Origin of the sequence: Candidatus Profftia sp. (ex Adelges kitamiensis), from assembly GCF_020342455.1 — a bacterium.
Lineage (GTDB): Bacteria > Pseudomonadota > Gammaproteobacteria > Enterobacterales > Enterobacteriaceae > Profftia.
Genome location: NZ_CP080506.1, coordinates 355,756 through 379,258, shown reverse-complemented (window position 1 = coordinate 379,258; position 23,503 = coordinate 355,756). Strand labels below are relative to the sequence as shown.

Genomic DNA, 23,503 nt, shown 5'->3' with positions numbered 1-23,503 from the left:
AAATCAATCAGGTAATAATATTGCATACCTAATACATACTATTTATATCTTTAGTTTTCTAATACTAAGGATTTGTAATACATAATAATATTATTAAGTTTTTATTTAACTACAAAATATCATTTAAGCGTTTACTGTTAATCATTATGTATTATAAATATTTACATTTTTATAATTATATAGTAAATTAGGTAAGAATTATTTATTAGCAATCATCACAATATCTATCTCACCTTAAATATTCTAAATAATATTAATTGATCTTACATATAGTAAATATATTTTTAGTTATATTTCACTAAAGATTGATCACTAAATACTTATTGTTTTTACTTTAAATTTCTGTATTTACATAAGATTTAAATACCGATATATCTTGCATACTAAATAGTATGCATTTAAAATCTAATAACTTTAATAAAAAACATCATACCATTTTAACATATAATTACTACTAATAATAGTATACTTTATAAACTTACATTTAATATAATTTATTAATTATATTAAATTATTATTTTTTTTAAAAGTAAGAAAGTAAAAAAAATAATAATATTAAATTTTTAGTATTAAATACTATACTTGATTATACACTAGAAAATAACTAAATAAAATACTTTTAGTTAAAATATTAATACTTAATCTTGTATTATAGATTATTATCTATAATAGTGTTATGTTCTCTACATTTAATATTAACATGAAAGATTACTCAAATAATATTCACTAAATATACTATTTTAATTTTATAAATCTATCTAATATACGTATAGATATTATCTTTAGTATCTAAAATGTTAAATATATAAATGATATTTTTTTAGAAAAAATTTGAATACTATAATTCCTTATAAGAAAATATTTTAAATATTAGATAGATAAACAGATAATCATTACTAATTATAAATTAATAAAATTTATTTAAAATTTAGGTATTTAAAAACTATTATATCTTTCATATTAAAATTGATCTTATCATATGTTAAAATTTTTATATGGTAGAACTTATATGAATTATAATAAATTTATCCGGTAACTTGTCTAGATGTAATACTATCTATGATGTGTTTAATATACAATATATTACTATACCTATTTAATAATTATTAATGGGGATCTATATTGCTCAATATGAGTTGCAATAAATGCCACAATCACTAATAGAAATAAAAGGCAGTAATTTTACTCTTGCAGTAATTCATTTATATACTTCAAGATCGGAGATCATACATGAAGCTTTAATTAAAAAGAATATACAAAATCCTATATTTTTAAAAAATGCACCAGTTGTTGTTAATATTTCTAAAGTTTATGAAAGCGTAAACTGGAAAAAATTACAACATACTATAACCGAAGCTGGACTTCATGTTATTGGTGTAAGTGGTTGCAAAGATGAAAAACTTAAAACTGATATAACTAATTGCGGTCTACCATTACTAAGTGAAGGTAAGGTCATTAATGAAAATTATTTCATTACATCTCAAAAGCAATATATGCCAGTAAAAACTCGCATAATTAACACACCTATTAGGTCTGGACAACAAATATATGCACGAGACTCCGATTTAATTATTATTAGTAGCGTAAGCGAAGGCGCTGAAGTTATCTCTGATGGCAATATACATATTTATGGTATACTACGTGGACGCGCACTTGCTGGTGCTAGCGGGGATGTATCTAGTCAAATTTTTTGTGCAAACCTTGCTGCTGAACTAGTTTCTATAGCAGGGTATTACTGGATTAGCAATCAGATCCCCAAGTCTTTTTATGGGCAATCTGCTAGGTTTAACCTTAATGATAATGCTTTAACTGTAGAATCTCTATTCTAAGCCTGTAAAAAAGGAATAAATAACATGGCACGCATTATTGTTGTTACATCTGGTAAAGGAGGGGTTGGTAAAACCACCTCTAGCGCAGCTATTGCAACAGGTTTAGCTAAAAAAGGTAAAAAAACTGTTGTTATAGATTTTGATATTGGTTTACGTAATTTAGACCTTATTATGGGTTGTGAACGTCGTGTGGTATATGACTTTGTAAATGTAATTCAGCACGATGCAACCCTAAATCAAGCATTAATAAAAGATAAACGTACAGAAAATCTATATATTCTTCCTGCATCACAAACTCGTGATAAAGACGCCCTGACATATAAAGGTGTAGAAAAGACTTTAAATGATCTAAAAAATATGAGTTTTGATTTTATTGTCTGTGATTCTCCTGCGGGTATTGAAACTGGAGCACTTATGGCGCTTTATTTTGCCGATGAAGCCATTATTACAACTAACCCAGAAGTTTCTTCTGTACGTGACTCCGATAGAATACTTGGTATTTTAGCTTCTAAATCTCGTCGCGCGGAAAAAGGTGAAAAACCAATTAAAGAATATTTATTATTAACTAGATACAATCCTAGTCGCGTGAGTAATGGTGATATGATAAGTGTCAATGATATACTAGATATTTTATGTATTCCATTAATTGGTGTAATTCCTGAGAGTACATCAGTACTACGAGCATCAAACCAAGGTAAATCTGTTATACTAGATGAGAAATCAGACGCAAGTAAATCTTACCAAGATTTAGTAGATCGCTTACTAGGAAAAGAACGTGTATTCCGATTTATTGAAGAAAATAAAAAAAGCTTTCTGAAACGTTTATTAGGAGGATAAAAATGGCATTACTTGATTTCTTCCTATCGCGCAAAAAACAAACAGCTAATATAGCTAAAAAACGTCTACAAATTATCGTTGCAGAGCAACGTCAAGATAATTGTGGCCCACAATATCTACCCCAATTAAAGCGCGATATTTTAGCTGTGATTTGTAACTATGTACAAATTAATCCAGAAATGCTAACAATAGAGTTTGAACAAAAAGAAAATGATATTTCAGTATTAGAACTGAATGTTATTTTATCTCAAATAGAAGAGTCAATTAAATAATTATTTAAGTCTATCCAATAATTCTAAAATAGACAATAAAACCTAATTATTAATTAGAATAAATTTTCTAATTAACTTAATAATATATAAATAAAAATAAATATACATAATAATATACATAACCAGTTTTTATTTTATATAACATGATTAAACATTAATAATGTTTACAAAATAATAACATTATATTTATGAATATTACTTACATTACTATATTTAATAGTACTATAGCATATTTAAAATACTTATTTAAGCAACCCTTAATATAAAGCATAATAATTATAGGCTAAGATAGCGTTCATTTTTTTCTTTATACCTAAGTAATTTATTTAAATTAATATTGATTTATTTTATGAAATTATAGTTCATTATCTATGTTTTGATTATTCTACTATTTCTTTATCCTTGTTATATAAAGGGTACTATAATTATATTATAAAATCCCCTTTAAGTATTATGCAATGAGTAAGTGCGGTAGTTATTAACAAATAATCACAGTTTCTATAGTAAATAAAAGTAAAAAATTAATACCATACTTAATGCGTATTCCTTATTATTAATATTTATAGCTTAGTAAAATAAATAATTGTATCATGCTTCATTTAGTATATGTAAATTATATTACTATTACTATTAGTAATTTATCTTTACTATAGTAAAGATAAATTTTAATAAAATATAATTCTCTTTATTAATTTCATATGTTATAAAATATTTCATTTATATGCATACCAATTATCGTATGATATACGTGGATATTACTACAATCAGTATTGTATAGTTAATTTTTCCAAGTAGTTTAATGGGATATATTGTATCTATTTGATTTGAAAATTTTATTTATTTTATATAGAATAAATAAAAATATTGTTTACCTTATATATTTCCAAACTTCAATAGGAATTTTATCGTATAACTTGTTCATTGTTAATTCAGCTAAACGATGATCAGCTGCAGAATAAAAAGTCTCTAACTCATCATTAGAAAGTTTATACTTATTTTTTTCAATTATACGCTCAAGAGTTCCAAGTGTAGTACACTTACGCAAGCGCATGAGGTAATCATTTTTAGTCATAAAAACCCTAATATAGAAAGTAAAATTAAAAACAGACACTAATTTTTAACTCGGCAAAATAACAAAAATATATTTTTGTAAGTTTTATTATTATAAATTATGCAAAAAAGATTTTTTAAAGCGTAATACTAACGCCAAATAAACTATTATTTACTTATCCATCACTTACCTTTTAAACACTATACTTATTGTGATTATTAAATAGTATAAAATACTAATAGTAACTTCAGTTTAGGTAACTTACTAAATCAGTGTAATATTCTTAATTCCCATATCAAAATATATAATAATGTTTACAACCTTATATCTTATTAGAAAGATAAGTTAATATTTCATTATTGATATAGTTATTTATAAATATTTAATAAGATTATCAATCTTAACCTTACTAATACTATAACTTCTAAATAAGTAGAATAACTATATAAAATTTTACATGTTAGAAGAAAGATACATAGTACGTGCATTGTGTAATATTAGTTATAGAGGATAAAATTTATTAGTTTACTTTATAATATGTGATCTAATTTATTGCAACCTTAATACCGATTTTATTTATTAAAATGCTCTAACTAAAAAAATAATTGATATAGATCAGTTTATTTATTATTATTGTTTATTCATTAACACAACTTGTAACATCTTCAGTATTAATAAAATATTGTTATTAACGTAACTATATTATTACCTAATATACAGATTAAAATATAATTATTATTGATGAATGAAATAAATTACTTACATATATAATTATTTTATGCTTTGTTAAGTAACAATTACTTATTAATTTATCAAAAAAATTTTAATAACTGTATTTTACATTGATTTAATATTATATTAGAATAATACAATCTAATATTACTACACCGATTTACTATAGATCATTATAACTAGTTATATTAGTAATAGTACTATAATATAGTTCCCATAAAATAGGAAAATAATTTACTATATCTAATATATTAATTTCATTAATCTTAAATATATAAAATTAAAGAAGATAGTTGTCTGAATCCTTTAAAATATTAATACCATAGATTAATTAAATTGTATTATTCTTATTAAGAATAATACGTTAAGTAAGTTTAGCTACATAATGAAAGAGTTTTGCTAAATTATTTTTTATAAATCTATAAAAACACTGCTTATATTTTACTCAAAAAAATATATATTAACAATAATAATATAAAATCATAAAAATAAAATTACATAAAATATGCTATTAATTACTTAATATTTCTTATGAAATAAGAATTAAATATATTCTATAAATCAATTAATAATATACTAACATATCGAGGTAATAATACTACAAAGCTAAACTATAATATCTTTTTACAGTCCTTTTACTATCCTCAAGTAACTTTTGTACATGGTATTTACTATTATTACTATACTTTCTAGATTCGCTATATTAAAATAAATACTAAATTACCACTAAGTATTAAGAAAAAACATTGAAATATATTGTATACAACTAAGATTTTTCTACTATTTTATTAAAAAAATAACTATAAAATAGGTTTTATCTAATAAAACAATTCTTTAATTATTTTTAATATTTTTTAGTAGATTAAAATAGTCTTAAATATTTTTAATAAACTTATTCAGTATACTTTGGTATACTATCCTTTACAAGATTAGTAGAGAAACTAATCAATTTTATTTATAATTTTTATTACAGTTTTTTACTTGACTAGTAATAATAAAATATATTACTGATACTGATACTGAGTATTAGTCATGTATTAAATTATTTTTATTAGTAGTATCATAACTTATATTAATTAATACTTAATTATCTAAATTTTTTTGTAAATTTTATATTATTAAAAATATATATAACATATTCACTATTTATATAATTAAATTTATATTAATATTTATTGATACCTTTATTCTATAATGTATATTAATATGAATAACAAATTTCCTTGAGTATATTATAAGCAAATAAGTAAAGTATAGCTAAAACTATTAAACAGAATACACAAAATATATCAGATAGATTATAAGAACTCTTAAGAACTATTTTTAAATATAATAAAATTATATTTCCCTTTAATAAAAATAGTCATTATAAAATAAAAAAGAAAGTAATCTTAAATACATTGTGGTAATATACATGGATATAATCCTAAATAAAGATTATTCGATATTAAATATTATAAACTTTTATATAATCGAAATATCTCAGATAATAAATAATTAAACTATAATATATTCTTACCATATGTTATACATCACTACAAGATCCTGGAATACATAGATAATAATATTAATATTATTATTAATTATATGTATACTTTGTTTATCTTCATCAAATTAATCTCTTCATTATATTTTACTTATAAATAAAATATTTTATTTATTGATAATATATTATTATATAATATATAGCATTTCTAGAAAGATTCTATCAATATTCTATGAAAGTTATTTACAAAATAACAATATAATTTGATATATAACGTATTTATAAGGTTAATAAGATAGTTCATCTCAACATAAAATATTAAATAAAAGTATAATAATTAGTTAAATTTTAATAAAACTATTCTAATTATAGGTAGTATAGAATGGAAAGAAGAAATGTAATATTAATACATTGCTGAAAAAAGATATATAAACTTTAATAATTTATAGTAATCTTTAAATACTTATCACCTTATTTAATATTCTATATGATTAATATCATAACTTACTCATAAACAAAATAAAGCTTAAAATTGATATACTATAAATAAGTCTCACGTGCTGTACTAGATAAATGTTAATATTTTACATGATAAATATTATATTCAATCAGTAAAATACTATAAGATGTAATAAAAGCATAAAGAAATAAATAAATAAATAAAAATACTAAATTAGTCTCAATAAAGTTAGAAGGTAATTTGGGTATAATTATTTAATTTTATTTTTTAAGGTATCACTTTAGTATATCTATAATAATAAATATAATAATATTATATAAATATTATAAATTGTTAAAATATTAAATTGAGTACGATCATTGGATGCTACTATATAGTAAATATTAATATTTTATTAAAAATATATCTTTACTCTATATGATATCTTAATTAATTTTATTAAATATTATTAACAATGTGTTATAACTAATATATCGTTATTATTTTTACATATAGTATATAGATATTCTATCTATAACAAAACTTTTTTAGGTAATTATCATTTTTTTTATTAAAATATCCTTATTATAAAATGTAATAATTAACAGTTAAAATATTTTATATATTATAAGTCTTAGATACAATTAAATATATAAATATTTATTTATATTAGGATGTTAAGATTTTTTTACAATATTTTACGCATTGAAATATTATCTCTAATAATTTCATAAAAATTATTAAAAGTTATAAACTTGTTTATAATTTATATAATAAATAAATACTAAAGATTAATATAATTTGTTAAATACTTTACTTTAAGTATAATATGATGTTTATGGGGGGTAGTAAAGATATGTCATCTAAGTTTAATATTTTACTTTTAAATGGTCCTAACCTTAATTTACTAGGAACTCGCGAACCAAAGCAATATGGTATTAAAACATTAAAAGAGATAGTGAAACTCCTAAAACAAACTACTAGTCAAATGAATGTTTTTCTTACTCATTTACAATCTAATATTGAATATGAACTTATTGAACGCATTCATGATGCAAAAGATAAAATGGATTTTATTTTGATTAATCCAGCGGCATTAACACATACTAGTATAGCAATACGAGATGCACTACTGGCTGTTAATATCCCTTTTATTGAAATTCATTTATCAAATATATACGCTCGCGAGTCTTTCCGTCATCACTCATATTTATCTGATATTGCTGTTGGTGTAATATGTGGTTTAGGTGTTGATGGATATATATTTGCATTACAGGCGGCAGTAAATTTTCTGCAAATAACTAAGGATATTTAACTCCCCTGAAAGTCACTGACTAATATAACTTGGGAGGTTAAATAAATATAAGCTAAAATGCTTATTTTTTAAATTAAAATGTACTAGTAAAGATAAAATTATCTAAATATTATGATAGATAATTTAATTTCACTGAGGTTAATGAGCTAAGATATTAAATAAGATAGTTAATTAAAAATTATTTTAATAATTTCAAAGTATTCTAAAATATCAACATTTTTATATGGCAAGATCTCTTATTATTTAAGAAAGCTTGACCATCAACTATTCTATGCAATAATAGAGTACGGAATTATAGATGGATATTCGTAAAATTAAAAAACTCATCAAACTAGTAGAATCATCTAGCATCTTTGAATTAGAAATATCTGAAGGTCAAGAATCAGTACGCATTAGTAACACTAAAATAACTAATAGCATACCAATGCTACAACCTTACTATACAGCAGAATCTGTAGCAGAAAATCTAGTAAAAAGTAATAGCAGTCATATTGTACGTTCTCCTATGGTAGGTATTTTCTATCGTACTCCGCATCCGGATGCTAAATCATTCATTGAAATTGGTCAAAAAGTAGATATAGGAGATCCACTGTGTATTGTAGAGGCAATGAAAATGATGAACTATATTGAAGCCGATAAATCAGGTGTAGTTAAAGAGATTATGGTTGAAAATGGTCAACCAGTTGAATTTGATGAACCACTAATTGCCATCGAATAAATGAGGTAAATCGTGCTAGATAAAATTGTTATTGCAAACCGAGGTGAAATTGCATTACGTATATTACGAGCTTGTAAAGAACTAGGTATTAAGACTGTTGCAATACACTCTACAGTTGATCGCGATCTCAAACATGTGTTATTAGCAGATGAAACTGTCTGTATTGGTCCTGCACCTTCAACTCAAAGCTATTTAAATATTCCTGAAATTATATCTGCAGCAGCAATTACTGGCGCGGTAGCTATTCATCCAGGTTATGGATTTTTATCTGAGAATGCTGATTTTGCTGAGCAAATAGAACGTTCAGGCTTTATCTTTATCGGACCACGAGCTGAAACTATACGCCTTATGGGTGATAAAGTTTCAGCTATTAGTACAATGAAAAAAGCAGGCATACCATGTATTGCAGGGTCCGATGGACCACTAGAAAATAATATATTAAAAAACCAAGCTCTTGCTCAGATGATTGGATATCCAGTAATGATTAAAGCTTCTAGAGGCGGCGGAGGGCGCGGTATTTGTGTTGTATATAGCAACAAAAATCTAGAACAGTCTATTATCACAACTAGAGCACAAGCTAAAATAGCTTTTAGTAATGATATTGTTTATATGGAGAAGTATCTAGAAAACCCACGTCATATTGAAGTACAAGTATTAGCAGATGGTCAAGGAAATGCGATTTATCTATCTGAACGTGACTGCTCTATGCAGCGTCGGCACCAAAAAATTGTAGAAGAAGCACCTCCTGGAATTACGCCAGAGCTAAGTAGCTATATTGGTGAACGTTGCGCTCAAGCATGTATAGATATTGGCTATCGTAGTGCAGGTACTTTTGAATTCTTGTTTGAAAAAGGCAAATTTTATTTTATTGAAATGAACACACGAATTCAAGTTGAGCACCCAGTAACAGAAATGATCACTGGTATTGACATAATAAAAGAACAATTACGTATAGCAGCTGGTCATTCTCTATCTATTAAGCAACATGAAGTTCAAGTGCGTGGACATGCAGTAGAATGTCGCATTAATGCAGAAGATTCTGATACCTTATTACCAAGCCCAGGTCAAATAACACGTTTTCATGCACCTGGTGGCTTTGGTGTTCGTTGGGAATCTCATATATACGCAGGTTATACGATATCTTCATATTATGATTCAATGATAGGTAAGCTTATATGCTATGGTGAAACTCGTGAAGTAGCTATTGCTCGTATGAAAAATGCTTTATCAGAACTTATTATAGACGGCATAAAAACTAATATTGAGCTGCAACAAAATATTATGAATGATAAGAAATTTCAATGTGGTGGTACAAATATTCATTATCTAGAACAAAAATTAAATTTACAGACAAAATAACTAGGTACTATTATTTTATGATTGATATTAGTATAAAACAATTATGAATAGCTAATTATTACTATATATTAACACTTAAAGCAAGTTAATATGTATACCTTAATTAATATAAGAATAAATATAGATAAATATTTAATATAAAATTGATATTATATCCTTTAATACTGTAAATATTAGATTATAATATAACTATTAGATTCATGTCTCTAACTTAAATATTTATTTAAATATATAAGATACTTTGTTGTTATAAAAATAGTAATTAAATAATTAGCTATAATACATAAGTATTTTTAGCAAAAAAAATACTGGGTATAATGGTAATTAATATTTTACATAGTAAATGTATTAAAAATATTAAAATTTATAATAAATAAAAGGTATATTTTACTTAAACTCATTTAAATAATGTGTTTTCTATAAATACTAATATACAAAACAACAAGTACTGTATTTCCCCTATGTTAGCTTACGCAACTATTAATCATTAATCATTAATCATTAATCATTAATCATTAATTATTTACTATGTTACATGTATTATTTTAAATTATATTAATATATTGTATTATTTGATGTGCATCAAAAAGATTTAAAATAATACTTAATGAAATATATATTCTTTATTAAAGTATTATTTTTATAAGATAAAAGAGTTAGATGTTATGCGCTATAAATTAAAATTCATTATCGTGATAAATGTTATTACCTGTACTAGAATATTTCTTTATTATATATAGTTTATAAAATATTAAATATAATAATAAAGGGGGGTGTAATAAGCAATTATTAAATATATTTTAAATGATAGATAAGTGTTTTATTTATACTACTCATTGATACATTAATTAAACAAGTCAGAATGGTATAAATGAGTAATAAATATTAATATAGAAGTAATAATTGATATGTTTATTATTTATTTGAATAAAGGTGTTAAGTAACTAAAAATAAATAGATAATTTATATCTATACTTTAATACCATATATATTAATTACAATATATATGTAAAAAATGATACACAATATGTATCTATCTTAAATTTTTTATTAATTATTAATAAATGACACTTTTTTTATCTAAGCAACATAAATTGTATATAATTTAACACTTAAATAATCTTATTTTAATAACGTTTTAAAAATATTCTAATGTTATTACTTTGAGGTAAAATGTAAAAAATAAACTATTTGTCTTAATACTGAAGAGTATAATACTAAATAAATATTTATAAAGAATATAATAAGTTAATAATAAATTAATTATAAAATATGAATTTTGTAATATAAAAATATAATTTCTATGACGTTTATTAAAAATGATAAAATTTATTTACTTTTACTTTTACTTTTACTTTTGTTAAAATATAGCCCTAATATATTATTATATAATTATCGGTGAGTAAATTGATGAATAGTATAAAAATATTTTTAATATTTCTAGAACAAACGAAACAACTGATACGATAGATGGTATTAATACAATAGTAAAAATATTTCCCTAAATTATTCACTTGATATCCCCTTTCACTTAAATCAAACTTTATGTTAAGTTATATTACATCAAAATTTTTTTCAAAAAAACATTAATAATAATAAAAAATATAACTTAGTACATTAAGAATAAAAAAATTTATATTTAGATTATTTGGGAAAATCTATAAGATAGAATATATATTATTATAATAATATCTTTTTATAGCTAACTATACTACTAACATTATAAAATGTTAAAGTATATACTTTACTCTAGTATGGAGTATTTAAAAATAAATAATTTTATAAATCATTATACTAATTTATAGATTGGTTATTATTAAAAATAATATTTACATAAACTTTGATATTTGTATATCATTACAAAATACATATTGAATACCAATTAAATGATTTTAAATATAGTTAAATAATTAAATTAATTGTTTTTACTTTAATACTATATAGTATATAGAATACTGTAATAAATACAACTACACCTATAATCACATACTCCTAAAAATTAATAAATATTTTTACTATAAATTATCATATATAAGTAAAAATACTGACATAATAATCTATTATAAATGGTATAAAATGTGACAATTAAGCTCATTGTAGGTCTTGCAAATCCTGGAGTGCAATACGCAAAAAATCGTCATAATGTAGGTTCATGGTTCATCAATAAATTAGCTCAGCAGAACGGAAAAGTTCTAAAAGAAAAAAGTAAATTTTATGGATATACTACATACTTAAATTTAGCAGATACAGACATACACTTACTAATACCAAAAACTTTTATTAACTTAAGTGGAAAGGCTGTTGCTGCATTAACTACTTTTTATCATATTCAACCTAATGAAATTTTAGTAGCTCATGATGACCTCAACCTTCCACCAAGTGTTGCTAAATTTAAAATAGGAGGAAATGGTGGTCATAACGGATTAAAAGACATTCAGATTAAACTTGGTAATAGTAATCAGTTTTATCGTTTACGCATTGGTATTGGACATCCTGGAGATAAGAATAAGGTTATTAATTTTGTACTTAGTAATCCCTTAATTAGTGAACAACTACTTATTTATGCTTCTATAGAAGAAGCACTTATATGTACTACATTACTACTTAAAAAAGGCATTCATTGCGCAATGACTCGAATGAATAGTTTTAAAGCTATACTATAAATAATATATTATTTCTTTAAAAAATACGTATAGTAATTCTTGATTATATAATTAATTTAGGTGATAGAACGAATGAAATTAAAATGTGGTATTGTAGGTCTACCAAACGTTGGAAAATCTACTCTCTTTAATGCTATGACTAAAGCTAACATAGAAACAGCTAATTTTCCCTTCTGTACTATTGAACAAAATATCGGTATTGTTTATGTACCTGATGATCGTCTATATAAAATATCTGATATCGTTAAATCAAAAAGAGTCCTACCAGCTATAATGGAATTTATTGATATAGCAGGTTTAGTAAAAGGGGCCTCTAAAGGAGAGGGTCTGGGAAATAAATTCCTAAATAATATAAGAGATACCCAAGCGATTAGTCATGTTGTACGCTGCTTTGAAAACGACAGTATTATACATGTTAATAATAAAATAAATCCTATAGAAGATATTGATATTATTAATACTGAACTAGCACTATCAGATTTATATACATGTGAACGTGCATTAAACCGCATACAGAAAAAAATAAAAGGCAGCCATAAAGATATTAAATATGAATTATATATACTTGAAAAATGTCTAAAACAGTTAGAAAAAGATGGTATGATGCTGCGTGCATTAAATTTATCAGAAAAAGAACAAGAAGTAATAAGATATTTAAATTTTCTAACTTTAAAACCGACTATGTATATAGCTAATATCAACGAAGAAGGTTTGAAAAATAACTCATATTTAGATGATGTACGTAAAATAGCTACTAAAGATGGTTCTATAGTAGTAGCATTATGTGCTAAAGTTGAGTCTGATATAGCGTATTGTTGCAATGAAGAAGAAAAATATGAATTTATTACTGATATGGGTCTAGAAGAGTATGGTTTAAATCGTGTTATTAATGCTAGTTATAAAATGCTAAAACTTCAAACCTATTTTACTGCAGGGATAAAAGAAGTTCGTGCGTGGACTATACCTATTGGCACTACAGCACCAAAAGCTGCCGGTAAAATACATAAGGATTTAGAGAAAGGTTTTATCCGTGCACAGACTATATCATATAGTGACTTCATTACCTATAAAGGTGAGCAGGGAGCAAGAGAAGCCGGTAAAATACATTCAGAAGGAAAAAACTATATTGTTAAAGATGGTGATATAATACATTTCTTATTTAAATCTTAATTTTTAATTTATAAATATAACAAAAATATTACTTAATAATAAATATATTTTTATTCAAAAAATTTAAATATTGTATTTAAAACTATCATTATTTGTATATATTTTGCAGCAATTATTTATTATTCAATTATTATTAAAATAACTTAATTATTTATTAAATGTGAGCATAAAATAAAATATCGTTAAATAATTTATATGTAAGTAATAATAGGTTATAGAAACCTAAAGTAATAATTAATAATTAATAATTTATGATTATAATCAAGAACATTTATACAAATAATAAGACATGGTCACTAAAAACAAGGTAAGGAATTCTACTTTTAAACTAATATAAAAAATATTATCATACAATCTCTAAATACTTTGATTTATAAGAATCAAATATTCAACTCAAATACCCAGAAGAAAAAACTGAATAAAGTTATTAATATATAACAACTAGTCTATAGATCATAGTGATAGTAAAATCAGTAGAAAATAATCTAATTGTCTTAGACTACAATATCAAGTATTTATTATGATATTAATCACTAAAAGTGAGGATTATAGTATATATAATAATTTAATTTATCTATTAATAACCAAATAAAACATATTTAGTTTTAAACTTTGCTTGAAATTATAAAATAAACTTAAAATTTAATTTTAAAATCAAAGAGTATCCCTAATAGGGCAGTATCTCTCTATTATAGATATTGTATCGAGACATCAAAAACTTATCCTAATAAAATACTATCACATAAAATTTAGAATATACATACATAAATTACATACATATAGATTGTTGTAAAATAATACATACTATACCTATATTTTATACGTAGATATAAAATGTCTTCCTAAGACACTTAAATCTTACAATTATAAACTCAGTTCAATAAATATTTACATTTATCTGGTATAAATAATCTATTAATTATATAAGAAATGATTGTAGCAATATAGTAGTGATGACTTATTATATTAATATGATAATCATCATACTGCATATATTTTATTAAATTTATAAGTATTAATAAATAAGATATATAATCATTACATACGATGTAATCGTAATTAACTTGTCTGAGTATTAGAATAAAGAGTATAAATAGAAGATATTTACTGATCTAGTAAATAACTTATTCATAATAATAACTTACTAGTGAATAACTACTCTATATTTTTTACTACAAAAACTACGTGATTATACCAAAATAATAAACAAATTATTATCTAGAATTTACTGGATATAATCCACGTTGATGGTGACTAGAATTGAATTATTAAATACCTGTTTATTTTCTATTTTATATAGTTAATATTATTGGTAATAATACCTTGATCATGTATCATATATATCTTTTTTAATAAAAAACAAATAAAAATAGATTAATTTTATTAAAATTCATTAAAATTATTTTATTTTTATATTTTCAGAGATTATTAGTATTATAAGTCTTTAATGAATGAATTAAAATAATTTTTAATAAATATCTTGTAATAAAAATACAATACCTTGCATGTAAAATAGTATTCATAATTAATGATTAATTATGAATACGTCTTATGAAAGATATTATATCTAATATAACCTAGATTATGTTGTATCTTTTTCAATAAATATAATTTAGTATTTAAAAAATTGAAAAAATATTTTATTTTTATTAGATTTTAATTGTTAATCTCAATAATTTTCTTAAATCTATTACTTTATTGTAGATACAACTTATATTATAATATATTTGTTATTTCTTATATATTTTTATTAATATAGATATAATATATTTCATATTACTATTAATAAATATTGATTAGTTATAGATACTGCAATACAAACTAATAATATATTATTATTAATTAGTAATTATTTCATCTAAAACATTGAAAAAATCATTTATGGTATTATTGCAGGTATTATATTATCCAGATAAACGACTCCGCACTAAGGCGCAGCTGGTAAAAAAAATCACACCTAAAATTCAGCTCATCATTGATAACATGTTGCATACTATGTACGCAGAAGAAGGTATTGGTTTAGCTGCGACTCAAGTAGATATTCATTATAGAATAATTGTAATTGATATATCTCACCAAAAAGACCAACATTTAATCCTGATAAATCCCAAGTTACTGACACATAATGGTATAATAAGAATAAAAGAAAGCTGCCTGTCAATCCCAGAATATCATGTACTAATTCCTCGTGCTGCAAGAATAAGAGTGAGGGCATTAGATCGTAATGGAAAAACATTTGAACTAGATGCTAATGATCTATTAGCGATTTGTATACAGCATGAAATGGATCATTTACTTGGCAAGTTAATAATAGATTATCTCTCCCCTCTTAAACGTCAACTTATACATAAAAAGTTACAAAAAATATATAAACAACAAGCTAATAGTTAATTTATTTATCATTACTAGGAAACAATATTGTCTAATTCTTTACGTATTATTTTCGCAGGAACTCCCGATTTTGCAGCCCACCATTTAAGAGCGATTTTATCTTCAAAATACAGAGTAATTGGTGTATTAACCCAACCTGATAGACCTTCAGGTCGTGGTCATAATTTAATATCTAGTCCAGTAAAAATTTTAGCTAAACAGCACCATGTACCTCTATTACAACCGGTATCACTCAATTTAATAGATAATCAAATATGGATTTCTAATTTGAATGCCGATATAATAGTGGTAGTAGCATATGGATTAATACTACCTAAAAAAATATTAAATACACCACGTTTAGGATGTATTAACGTACATGGTTCCTTACTTCCTCGCTGGCGTGGTGCAGCTCCTATTCAACGTGCATTGTGGGCTGGCGATACCACAACAGGTGTAACCACGATAAAAATGGATATAGGATTAGATACTGGTGAGATACTGAATCAAGTTACTTGCCCAATAACCACTCAAGATACCAGTGCAACACTGTATAAAAAACTTGCAGCTATAGGTCCTCAAATATTAATTAACACTATTACTCAACTATCTAATGGTACTATAACTCCTAAGTTTCAGGATGAAAGTCTTGTAACTTACGCTCACAAGCTAAGCAAAAAAGAAGCTTTATTAGACTGGTATCTTCCTGCTATAAACCTTGAACGTTACGTACGCTCTTTTAATCCATGGCCTGTTAGTTTCTTTATAATACATAATCAACCTATAAAAGTATGGGAATCCAGGGCTTATCTTGATAATTATGGGCAAAGTCCAGGTACTATTATAAGTGCTAACAAGCATGGTATTGCGGTTGCTACCGCCAAAGGAGTGCTAATTATAACTAAGCTACAGCTTCCAGGTAAAAGAATTATTTCTGCATGTGATTTGCTAAATTCTCGTAGCAAATTATTCATTCCTGGTATTATTTTAGATTCAATAAAATAGATAGTAACTTCATATAAATAATAATTAATCTTATTATATTAAGTTAAAAGTATGATATTATAACTAATATTTGAATAAGTAATTTTTAATTTTTTTATGTATTAAATAATATTTAGTACTTTAAAATAAGTTTTAATAATTTTATATTAAAAAAATCAGCTTATATATAATAACATATATATATTTATATTACTTTAGTCTTATTAAGACATTGATCTTCAATATTCTAGTGATATTTTAAATAATTATTTATAATTATTATGTCTCACTCCTAATAGTATTAAATAATTACTCAAATCTAGATATTATTTTATATCTGTTGAATAAGTAATTACAAAGTGTATAAAATATATTGTATATACATATTTATTGTAAAATACATTCTAGTATTTTAAAGGTATTAATAGATTTAAAATCACCGCTCATATCTCAATGTTAATCTTATATATAATATTTATAAATCATAAAGTTAATTTTTATATGTACTCCTTTGTATTTAATACTAATATGATATTGATCAGTATCATATAATTATTATAGTATGTATTACCACACTTAATTCTATAATTTATATATTTGATCTGGAAATATATTTTTTAATACATTAAAAATTATTTTTATTAATGCTTATACTTAGTAAGTATAATAAAACTATTTATAAGATATTAATTTAGTTATAAAAGTATCAAATATATCTTTGTATAAATTTCTTTATAAACTATAAATAATTAAATATTTAAATAAAACTATCTAATATTCAAACAGAACTGAATCTTATGATATTTATCATACTTTTTATTAATTTATATTTTTATAACTAATCAAAGTTTTTAGCATACAATACTAAAAGTATGTTTCACCCATATAGTAAATAAATAAGATATATGCAGTAACTATATTTTAAAATAGTGTAACTATTCATACGGCAGTACTCTTTATGTTATTTAGAAGTAAAATACAAGATATAGTAAATATTAATAGTATTAAAAATATAAATATAGTGGATCTACAATATTATACCTGTTTGATAAAAAACAAAATAATAATAAACTATTAAAATAAATCTATTATAAATGGAATTTATGATAATAATAAAATTATATAATTGATTTTTAATCACATTTTTAAAATTATCTCTAAGATTAAATTACCTTGCTATATGAGGGAGGTTGTAAAGAGAATAATCAAATAAAAGAATAAATTAAATGATAACCTTATAAAATAAAAATTTATTTTTTCTTTACTAAAAAATTAAAAAAGAAATATAATGCTAAAAATACAAAAATATTTTTATAAAAAATAAATATTAAATAAATAAGCTGCTACGATCTTAAGATCGTAGGGAATAAAATCAATAACTCACTGCTATTTTATTTGATTAATAATCGGTAGTATACTACAGGATAATTTTCTTAATTAGCAATTAAAAGATTAAATACATTCTAGCTTAGGTGAATAAAATAATATTGTATAAATAATACGTTTGATAAATTAATATTATTCATAGTTACTATTAAATAGTATTTTTTTAATAAAATATTATAACAATATATACATATAATTTATATGAACTTACTCTATGATCTTATTTTAATACATTTTGAATCAAATTATCAATAGTTTCTATATAGGATTACTGAGTAATTTTACCATCGGGGGTTATAATATTAGTAAAATAAAAATAAGGGAGAAAGATTAATTTATAATTATAGAGTGCGCATTTTGAATTTACATTAAATACTATCAATATCTAGCATTAATTTATAGCTAAAAAGTTAGTAGAACTCTTATTATACCAGCAAAGTTTCAATTATTATGACTAATATTATCATTTAATATTATTAAATTATTATAAACATCCGTATAATTTAGGAATAAAAATGAGTGAGACTAAAAAAAATCAAAATAATTTTATACGACAAATCATAGATAAGGATCTAGCATCTGGTAAATGTTCTACAGTTCATACCCGATTTCCGCCAGAACCAAATGGATATTTACATATTGGCCATGCAAAATCTATTTACCTAAACTTTAGTTTAGCTAAAGATTATCATGGTCAATGCTATTTACGTTTTGATGATACTAATCCAACCAAAGAAAATATTGAATATATTGAATCAATTAAACACGATATAAAATGGCTAGGATTTACGTGGGATGGAAAAGTGCGCTATTCTTCAAACTACTTTAAACAACTATACCAGTATGCTAGAGAATTAATCTCTAAAGGTTTAGCTTATGTCGATGAGTTAAATCCAGATAAAATTCGCCAATATCGTGGAACCCTAACTACACCAGGCAAAAATAGTCCATATCGTAATCGTAATATTGAGGATAATTTAGTTCTTTTTGAAAAAATGCGTAATAGAGAGTTTGCTGAAGGTACCTTGTGCCTTCGCGCTAAAATAGATATGAATTCTCCATTAATGATAATGCGCGATCCCGTGTTATATCGTATAAAGTTTGCTATACATCACAATACAGGTAATCAGTGGTGTATTTATCCTATGTATGACTTTACTCATTGTATTGCCGATGCTCTAGAGGGGATAACACACTCAATTTGTACACTAGAGTTTCAAGAAAATCGCCGCCTATATGATTGGATATTAAATAATATTAGTATCCAAAAACATCCCTGTCAATATGAGTTCTCTCGTCTAAATCTTGAATATACAATTATATCAAAACGTAAGCTAAAACAGCTAGTTATCAAACATATAGTAGAAGGTTGGGATGATCCACGTATGCCAACAATTTCTGGATTACGTCGCCGTGGATATACCCCGGCTTCTATCCGTGAATTTTGTCTACGCATTGGAGTAACAAGGCAAGAAAATAATATAGCAATGGCTGTTTTAGAATCTTGTGTAAGAGATGATCTTAATAAGATAGCACCACGCGCTATGGCTGTTTTAAATCCTGTAAAAGTCGTAATTGAAAATATGCCTGAAAATAGCATAGAAATGATCTCAATGTTAAATCATCCAAACAAACCCGAGAATGGTATACGTAAGGTACCATTTAGTCGTGAGCTATATATTGATCACGCCGACTTTAGTGAAAAACCTAGTAAGAGTTATAAACGCTTAGTAATAGGTAGAAAAGTACGTCTCCGTAGTGCATACATCATTCAAGCGGAAAGAGTTAAAAAAAATAATGTAGGTGAAATTACTACAATTTATTGCACTTATAATCCAGATACATTAAATAAAAACCCCACTGATGGTAGTAAAATAAAAAGTGTTATTCACTGGGTTTCCAGAAGTCACGCATTACCAGCTCATTTCCATCTGTACGATCGCTTATTTAGCGTAGCTAATCCAAATACAGAAGAGAATTTCTTATCACTTATTAATAAAGAATCTTTAATTATATGTAGAGGGTTTGTAGAACCAAGCCTAAATACAGCAACCCCTGAAATAACTTACCAGTTTGAACGTGAAGGTTATTTTTGTAAAGATTATGTACAATCTACACCTGACAATTTAGTTTTTAATCGTACAGTTACTCTGCGTGAGACCTGGAATAAAATAAGAATATAATACATATGAAATAATTATTAAATATATTAATATAATACAACTCACTTCAATAATAAGTAAAACAATAAAAAAAGTAGATCACGAATCTAATATAACTTTTATCTAATATATAGAAAATATAGTGTATTGAAGTATTCTAATAATATATTTATACAAGATATCTACAAATACTAATGTAGTACATTTTACTAGTTTATAAAACTATTAACAAATAATACAAATAAATACTACTTTAATTAAATTTAATTAAAGTAGTATTTATTCTCTGAATACCTGTATCTAGAGAATATTGTTAAATACAAAAATATTTATACGTATAATAATAAAAGAAGAATTAAATATAATTTATTAAAGTCAATATATATTAAAGTTATATATATTGACTTTAATAAATTATATTAATAAATATTCACTACTATTGTAGTATTGCAATATTTGTTAAAAACAATATAACTATTATTAAGATAAAAATTAATGAATATATCTCATAATAACAATCTTTGATCTGGTTATTATAATCCCCAACTATAATTAACTAATCTATTTTCAAGTAAAAGTAGATTAGTAACAATTCTATAAATAGAAGATAAGTATCTTAATAAATTAATTTTGAATTTAATACTAATCAAAATATAATTATTTCACACTAAATATAATATATAAATTATATTATAAGGATATAAATCCTATACTTAGTAATTATATATAATAGTTATTTTTTTTATAAAATACATTATTATATGTAATATATAGAAAAATTATTAATGTTTTATTGATTTTGTCATCATACCCTATTTTAATAAAAATTATTTACTATCTTTAATAATATAAACAATATATATAAAATACTCTTTAATTTTTATTAAATAAAATAATTTATTACACTATAAAGATCCCCATTCTTATTTAAGATAATATTATTTAAATTTAGTTATTAAATTACATAGTTTATTGCATAACAAATAATGCATGTTATTATTTATTATAAGCATGCCATCATATATAATCTATTATTAGACACATAATGGCATTATTAACTTTAACCTTTATTAGGTTTGTTATAAATTATTTTATTCATTAAGGTATGGAAAATTATAAAATGACAGATAAACTCACTTCACTAAAAAAACTAACTACTGTTGTAGCTGATACTAGTGATATTAATGCAATTCAATTATATTGCCCCCAAGATGCAACTACTAATCCTTCTTTAATTTTGCATGCAGCACAAAATTCCGAATACCATCAAATATTAGATAAAACTATTAATTGGGCATCCCACCAGAGCCAAGACAAGGATCAACAAATTATTGATGCATCAGATAAACTAGCAGTCAATATCGGTTTAGAAATTTTAAAGATAATTCCTGGTCGCATATCAACCGAAGTTGACGCACGTATGTCCTATGATAAAGAAGCTAGCATTATTAAAGCTAGGCGTCTTGTAATGATGTATAACGACGCTGGCATAAATAATGACCGTATCCTAATAAAATTAGCTTCTACTTGGCAAGGTATTTGTGCAGCAGAGCAATTAGAAAAGGAAGGCATAAACTGTAACTTAACTTTATTATTCTCATTTGCTCAGGCGCGTGCTTGTGCAGAAGCAGGTGTATATTTAATTTCTCCTTTTATTGGTCGTATCTTAGATTGGTACAAGAATAACACTAATAAAAAAATATACAAACCACATGAAGATCCAGGTATCATTGCTGTAACAAAAATATATAAATATTATAAACAACATGGATATAAAACAATTATTATGGGAGCAAGCTTCCGTAACATTGAGGAGATTATAGAGTTAGCAGGATGTGATCGTCTCACTATTAGTCCATTATTATTGAAGGAATTATCTGAAAAAATAGGCAAGATTGAACCCAAGCTAAAATATACTGGTAAAATAAAACCCTATTCAAGACGACTTAGCGAGGCTGAATTTTACTGGTATCACAACCAGGATCCAATGGCAGTTGACAAGCTATCTGATGGTATCCGTCAGTTTGCTACAGATCAAGATAAACTGGAAAAAATGATTGCTAATCTTATGTGATTTAGTTACTAAAAAACTCAAAAATATTTTAGGATAACTTTTGTATATATAGAATATTTCTTTTAATTATATAAGTTTTTTTCTTATTTTATGACAATATATTTAAAATATCTTCTCTAAAGACCACATTTCTATAAAAATAACTATATAAGTATCTAACTTCTTAATTATAAACATATATACCTTTAATTAAGAAGTTAGCTAGGTAAGAAATAACTATATTTTATAATAATTTTTTCACTTTCTATTAATAAAGTGTCTTTAATAATACTAACACAACTATATTTTAGTATTTAACTATCTATATATACTTACTAAAAGTATGGTAATCCATGAAAATATATAAATTATATTAATGATAATTAATAACAATATTGTTAATAACATTACAAAATTATGGTAAATATTTTAACTTTTAAGATAATTAAGTAAGGTTCATTAAAAGTAACAAGATGATATTATTTTATTTCTATCTATATCGGTAATATATAAAAGAGCTTTCTTTTATTAATCTTCACGTATATTTATAATATATGCATAAATATTACGTTATTTTATAAGTTAATTAATTGTATACTTATACAAATTTATAGACTAAATTATAAGAGTAAGTGATGATAATCTCACAATATTAATAAATATTATTAGTCATTTTT

Annotated in this window: 13 protein-coding genes; 12 read left to right on the top strand and 1 reads right to left on the bottom strand. The window is 23.7% G+C overall.

The genetic code is table 11. The annotated features are described in order from the left end of the window. Positions 1–1,145 precede the first annotated feature (1,145 nt). The 3 genes from minC to minE are packed head-to-tail and all read left to right on the top strand — an operon-like array spanning position 1,146 to position 2,938. A complete protein-coding gene (gene minC / locus K0T98_RS00895; protein ID WP_225639538.1) occupies positions 1,146–1,829 on the top strand; it encodes a septum site-determining protein MinC in 684 nt (227 codons plus the stop codon). Positions 1,830–1,853: 24 nt separating this feature from the next. Beyond that, the gene (gene minD / locus K0T98_RS00890; RefSeq protein ID WP_225639537.1) at positions 1,854–2,666 is read left to right on the top strand and encodes a septum site-determining protein MinD; all 813 of its coding nucleotides are present in this window, start codon (positions 1,854–1,856) and stop codon (positions 2,664–2,666) included. Between the two features lie 2 nt (positions 2,667–2,668). Next, positions 2,669–2,938 carry a cell division topological specificity factor MinE gene (gene minE / locus K0T98_RS00885; protein ID WP_225639536.1) on the top strand — a complete coding sequence of 90 codons (270 nt, stop codon included), beginning with the start codon at positions 2,669–2,671 and terminating at the stop codon, positions 2,936–2,938. Between the two features lie 868 nt (positions 2,939–3,806). On the opposite strand, the gene hha is transcribed toward minE, so the two are convergent. After that, complete coding sequence (hha, locus tag K0T98_RS00880) at positions 3,807–4,010, bottom strand: hemolysin expression modulator Hha (RefSeq protein WP_225639535.1); 204 nt, start codon at positions 4,008–4,010, stop codon at positions 3,807–3,809. A gap of 3,492 nt (positions 4,011–7,502) precedes the next feature. On the opposite strand from hha, the gene aroQ reads away from it, so the two are divergent. The 9 genes from aroQ to tal all read left to right on the top strand — a co-directional run bounded on the left by aroQ (position 7,503) and on the right by tal (position 22,847). After that, the gene (gene aroQ / locus K0T98_RS00875; RefSeq protein ID WP_225639534.1) at positions 7,503–7,961 is read left to right on the top strand and encodes a type II 3-dehydroquinate dehydratase; all 459 of its coding nucleotides are present in this window, start codon (positions 7,503–7,505) and stop codon (positions 7,959–7,961) included. A gap of 298 nt (positions 7,962–8,259) precedes the next feature. After that, positions 8,260–8,679: an acetyl-CoA carboxylase biotin carboxyl carrier protein gene (gene accB, locus K0T98_RS00870; protein WP_225639533.1), complete on the top strand. Its 420-nt coding sequence runs from the start codon at positions 8,260–8,262 to the stop codon at positions 8,677–8,679. A gap of 12 nt (positions 8,680–8,691) precedes the next feature. After that, a complete protein-coding gene (gene accC / locus K0T98_RS00865; protein ID WP_225639532.1) occupies positions 8,692–10,038 on the top strand; it encodes an acetyl-CoA carboxylase biotin carboxylase subunit in 1,347 nt (448 codons plus the stop codon). Positions 10,039–12,116: 2,078 nt separating this feature from the next. Next, positions 12,117–12,701 (top strand): aminoacyl-tRNA hydrolase, encoded by a 585-nt coding sequence (gene pth, locus K0T98_RS00860; RefSeq protein ID WP_225639531.1) that lies wholly within the window; start codon positions 12,117–12,119, stop codon positions 12,699–12,701. A gap of 72 nt (positions 12,702–12,773) precedes the next feature. Next, positions 12,774–13,871, top strand: coding sequence for a redox-regulated ATPase YchF (ychF, locus tag K0T98_RS00855; RefSeq protein ID WP_225639530.1), 1,098 nt, complete (start codon positions 12,774–12,776; stop codon positions 13,869–13,871). A 1,881-nt stretch (positions 13,872–15,752) separates the two neighbouring features. After that, positions 15,753–16,262, top strand: a complete 510-nt coding sequence (gene def / locus K0T98_RS00850; RefSeq protein WP_225639529.1) for a peptide deformylase — start codon at positions 15,753–15,755, stop codon at positions 16,260–16,262. A 27-nt stretch (positions 16,263–16,289) separates the two neighbouring features. Next, entirely contained in the window at positions 16,290–17,246 is a 957-nt protein-coding gene (fmt, locus tag K0T98_RS00845) for a methionyl-tRNA formyltransferase (protein WP_225639528.1), read from the top strand. A gap of 1,880 nt (positions 17,247–19,126) precedes the next feature. After that, positions 19,127–20,794 carry a glutamine--tRNA ligase gene (glnS, locus tag K0T98_RS00840; RefSeq protein WP_225639527.1) on the top strand — a complete coding sequence of 556 codons (1,668 nt, stop codon included), beginning with the start codon at positions 19,127–19,129 and terminating at the stop codon, positions 20,792–20,794. 1,099 nt (positions 20,795–21,893) lie between these two features. After that, positions 21,894–22,847: a transaldolase gene (tal, locus tag K0T98_RS00835; protein WP_225639526.1), complete on the top strand. Its 954-nt coding sequence runs from the start codon at positions 21,894–21,896 to the stop codon at positions 22,845–22,847. Positions 22,848–23,503 lie beyond the last annotated feature (656 nt).

Excerpts from the sequence above, each read along its gene's own strand:
- minD (WP_225639537.1), top strand. The coding sequence starts at position 1,854 with ATGGCACGCATTATTGTTGTTACATCTGGTAAAGGAGGGGTTGGTAAA.
- tal (WP_225639526.1), top strand. The coding sequence starts at position 21,894 with ATGACAGATAAACTCACTTCACTAAAAAAACTAACTACTGTTGTAGCT.
- aroQ (WP_225639534.1), top strand. The coding sequence starts at position 7,503 with ATGTCATCTAAGTTTAATATTTTACTTTTAAATGGTCCTAACCTTAAT.
- glnS (WP_225639527.1), top strand. The coding sequence starts at position 19,127 with ATGAGTGAGACTAAAAAAAATCAAAATAATTTTATACGACAAATCATA.
- ychF (WP_225639530.1), top strand. The coding sequence starts at position 12,774 with ATGAAATTAAAATGTGGTATTGTAGGTCTACCAAACGTTGGAAAATCT.
- accB (WP_225639533.1), top strand. The coding sequence starts at position 8,260 with ATGGATATTCGTAAAATTAAAAAACTCATCAAACTAGTAGAATCATCT.
- hha (WP_225639535.1), bottom strand. The coding sequence starts at position 4,010 with ATGACTAAAAATGATTACCTCATGCGCTTGCGTAAGTGTACTACACTT.
- minC (WP_225639538.1), top strand. The coding sequence starts at position 1,146 with ATGCCACAATCACTAATAGAAATAAAAGGCAGTAATTTTACTCTTGCA.
- minE (WP_225639536.1), top strand. The coding sequence starts at position 2,669 with ATGGCATTACTTGATTTCTTCCTATCGCGCAAAAAACAAACAGCTAAT.
- def (WP_225639529.1), top strand. The coding sequence starts at position 15,753 with ATGGTATTATTGCAGGTATTATATTATCCAGATAAACGACTCCGCACT.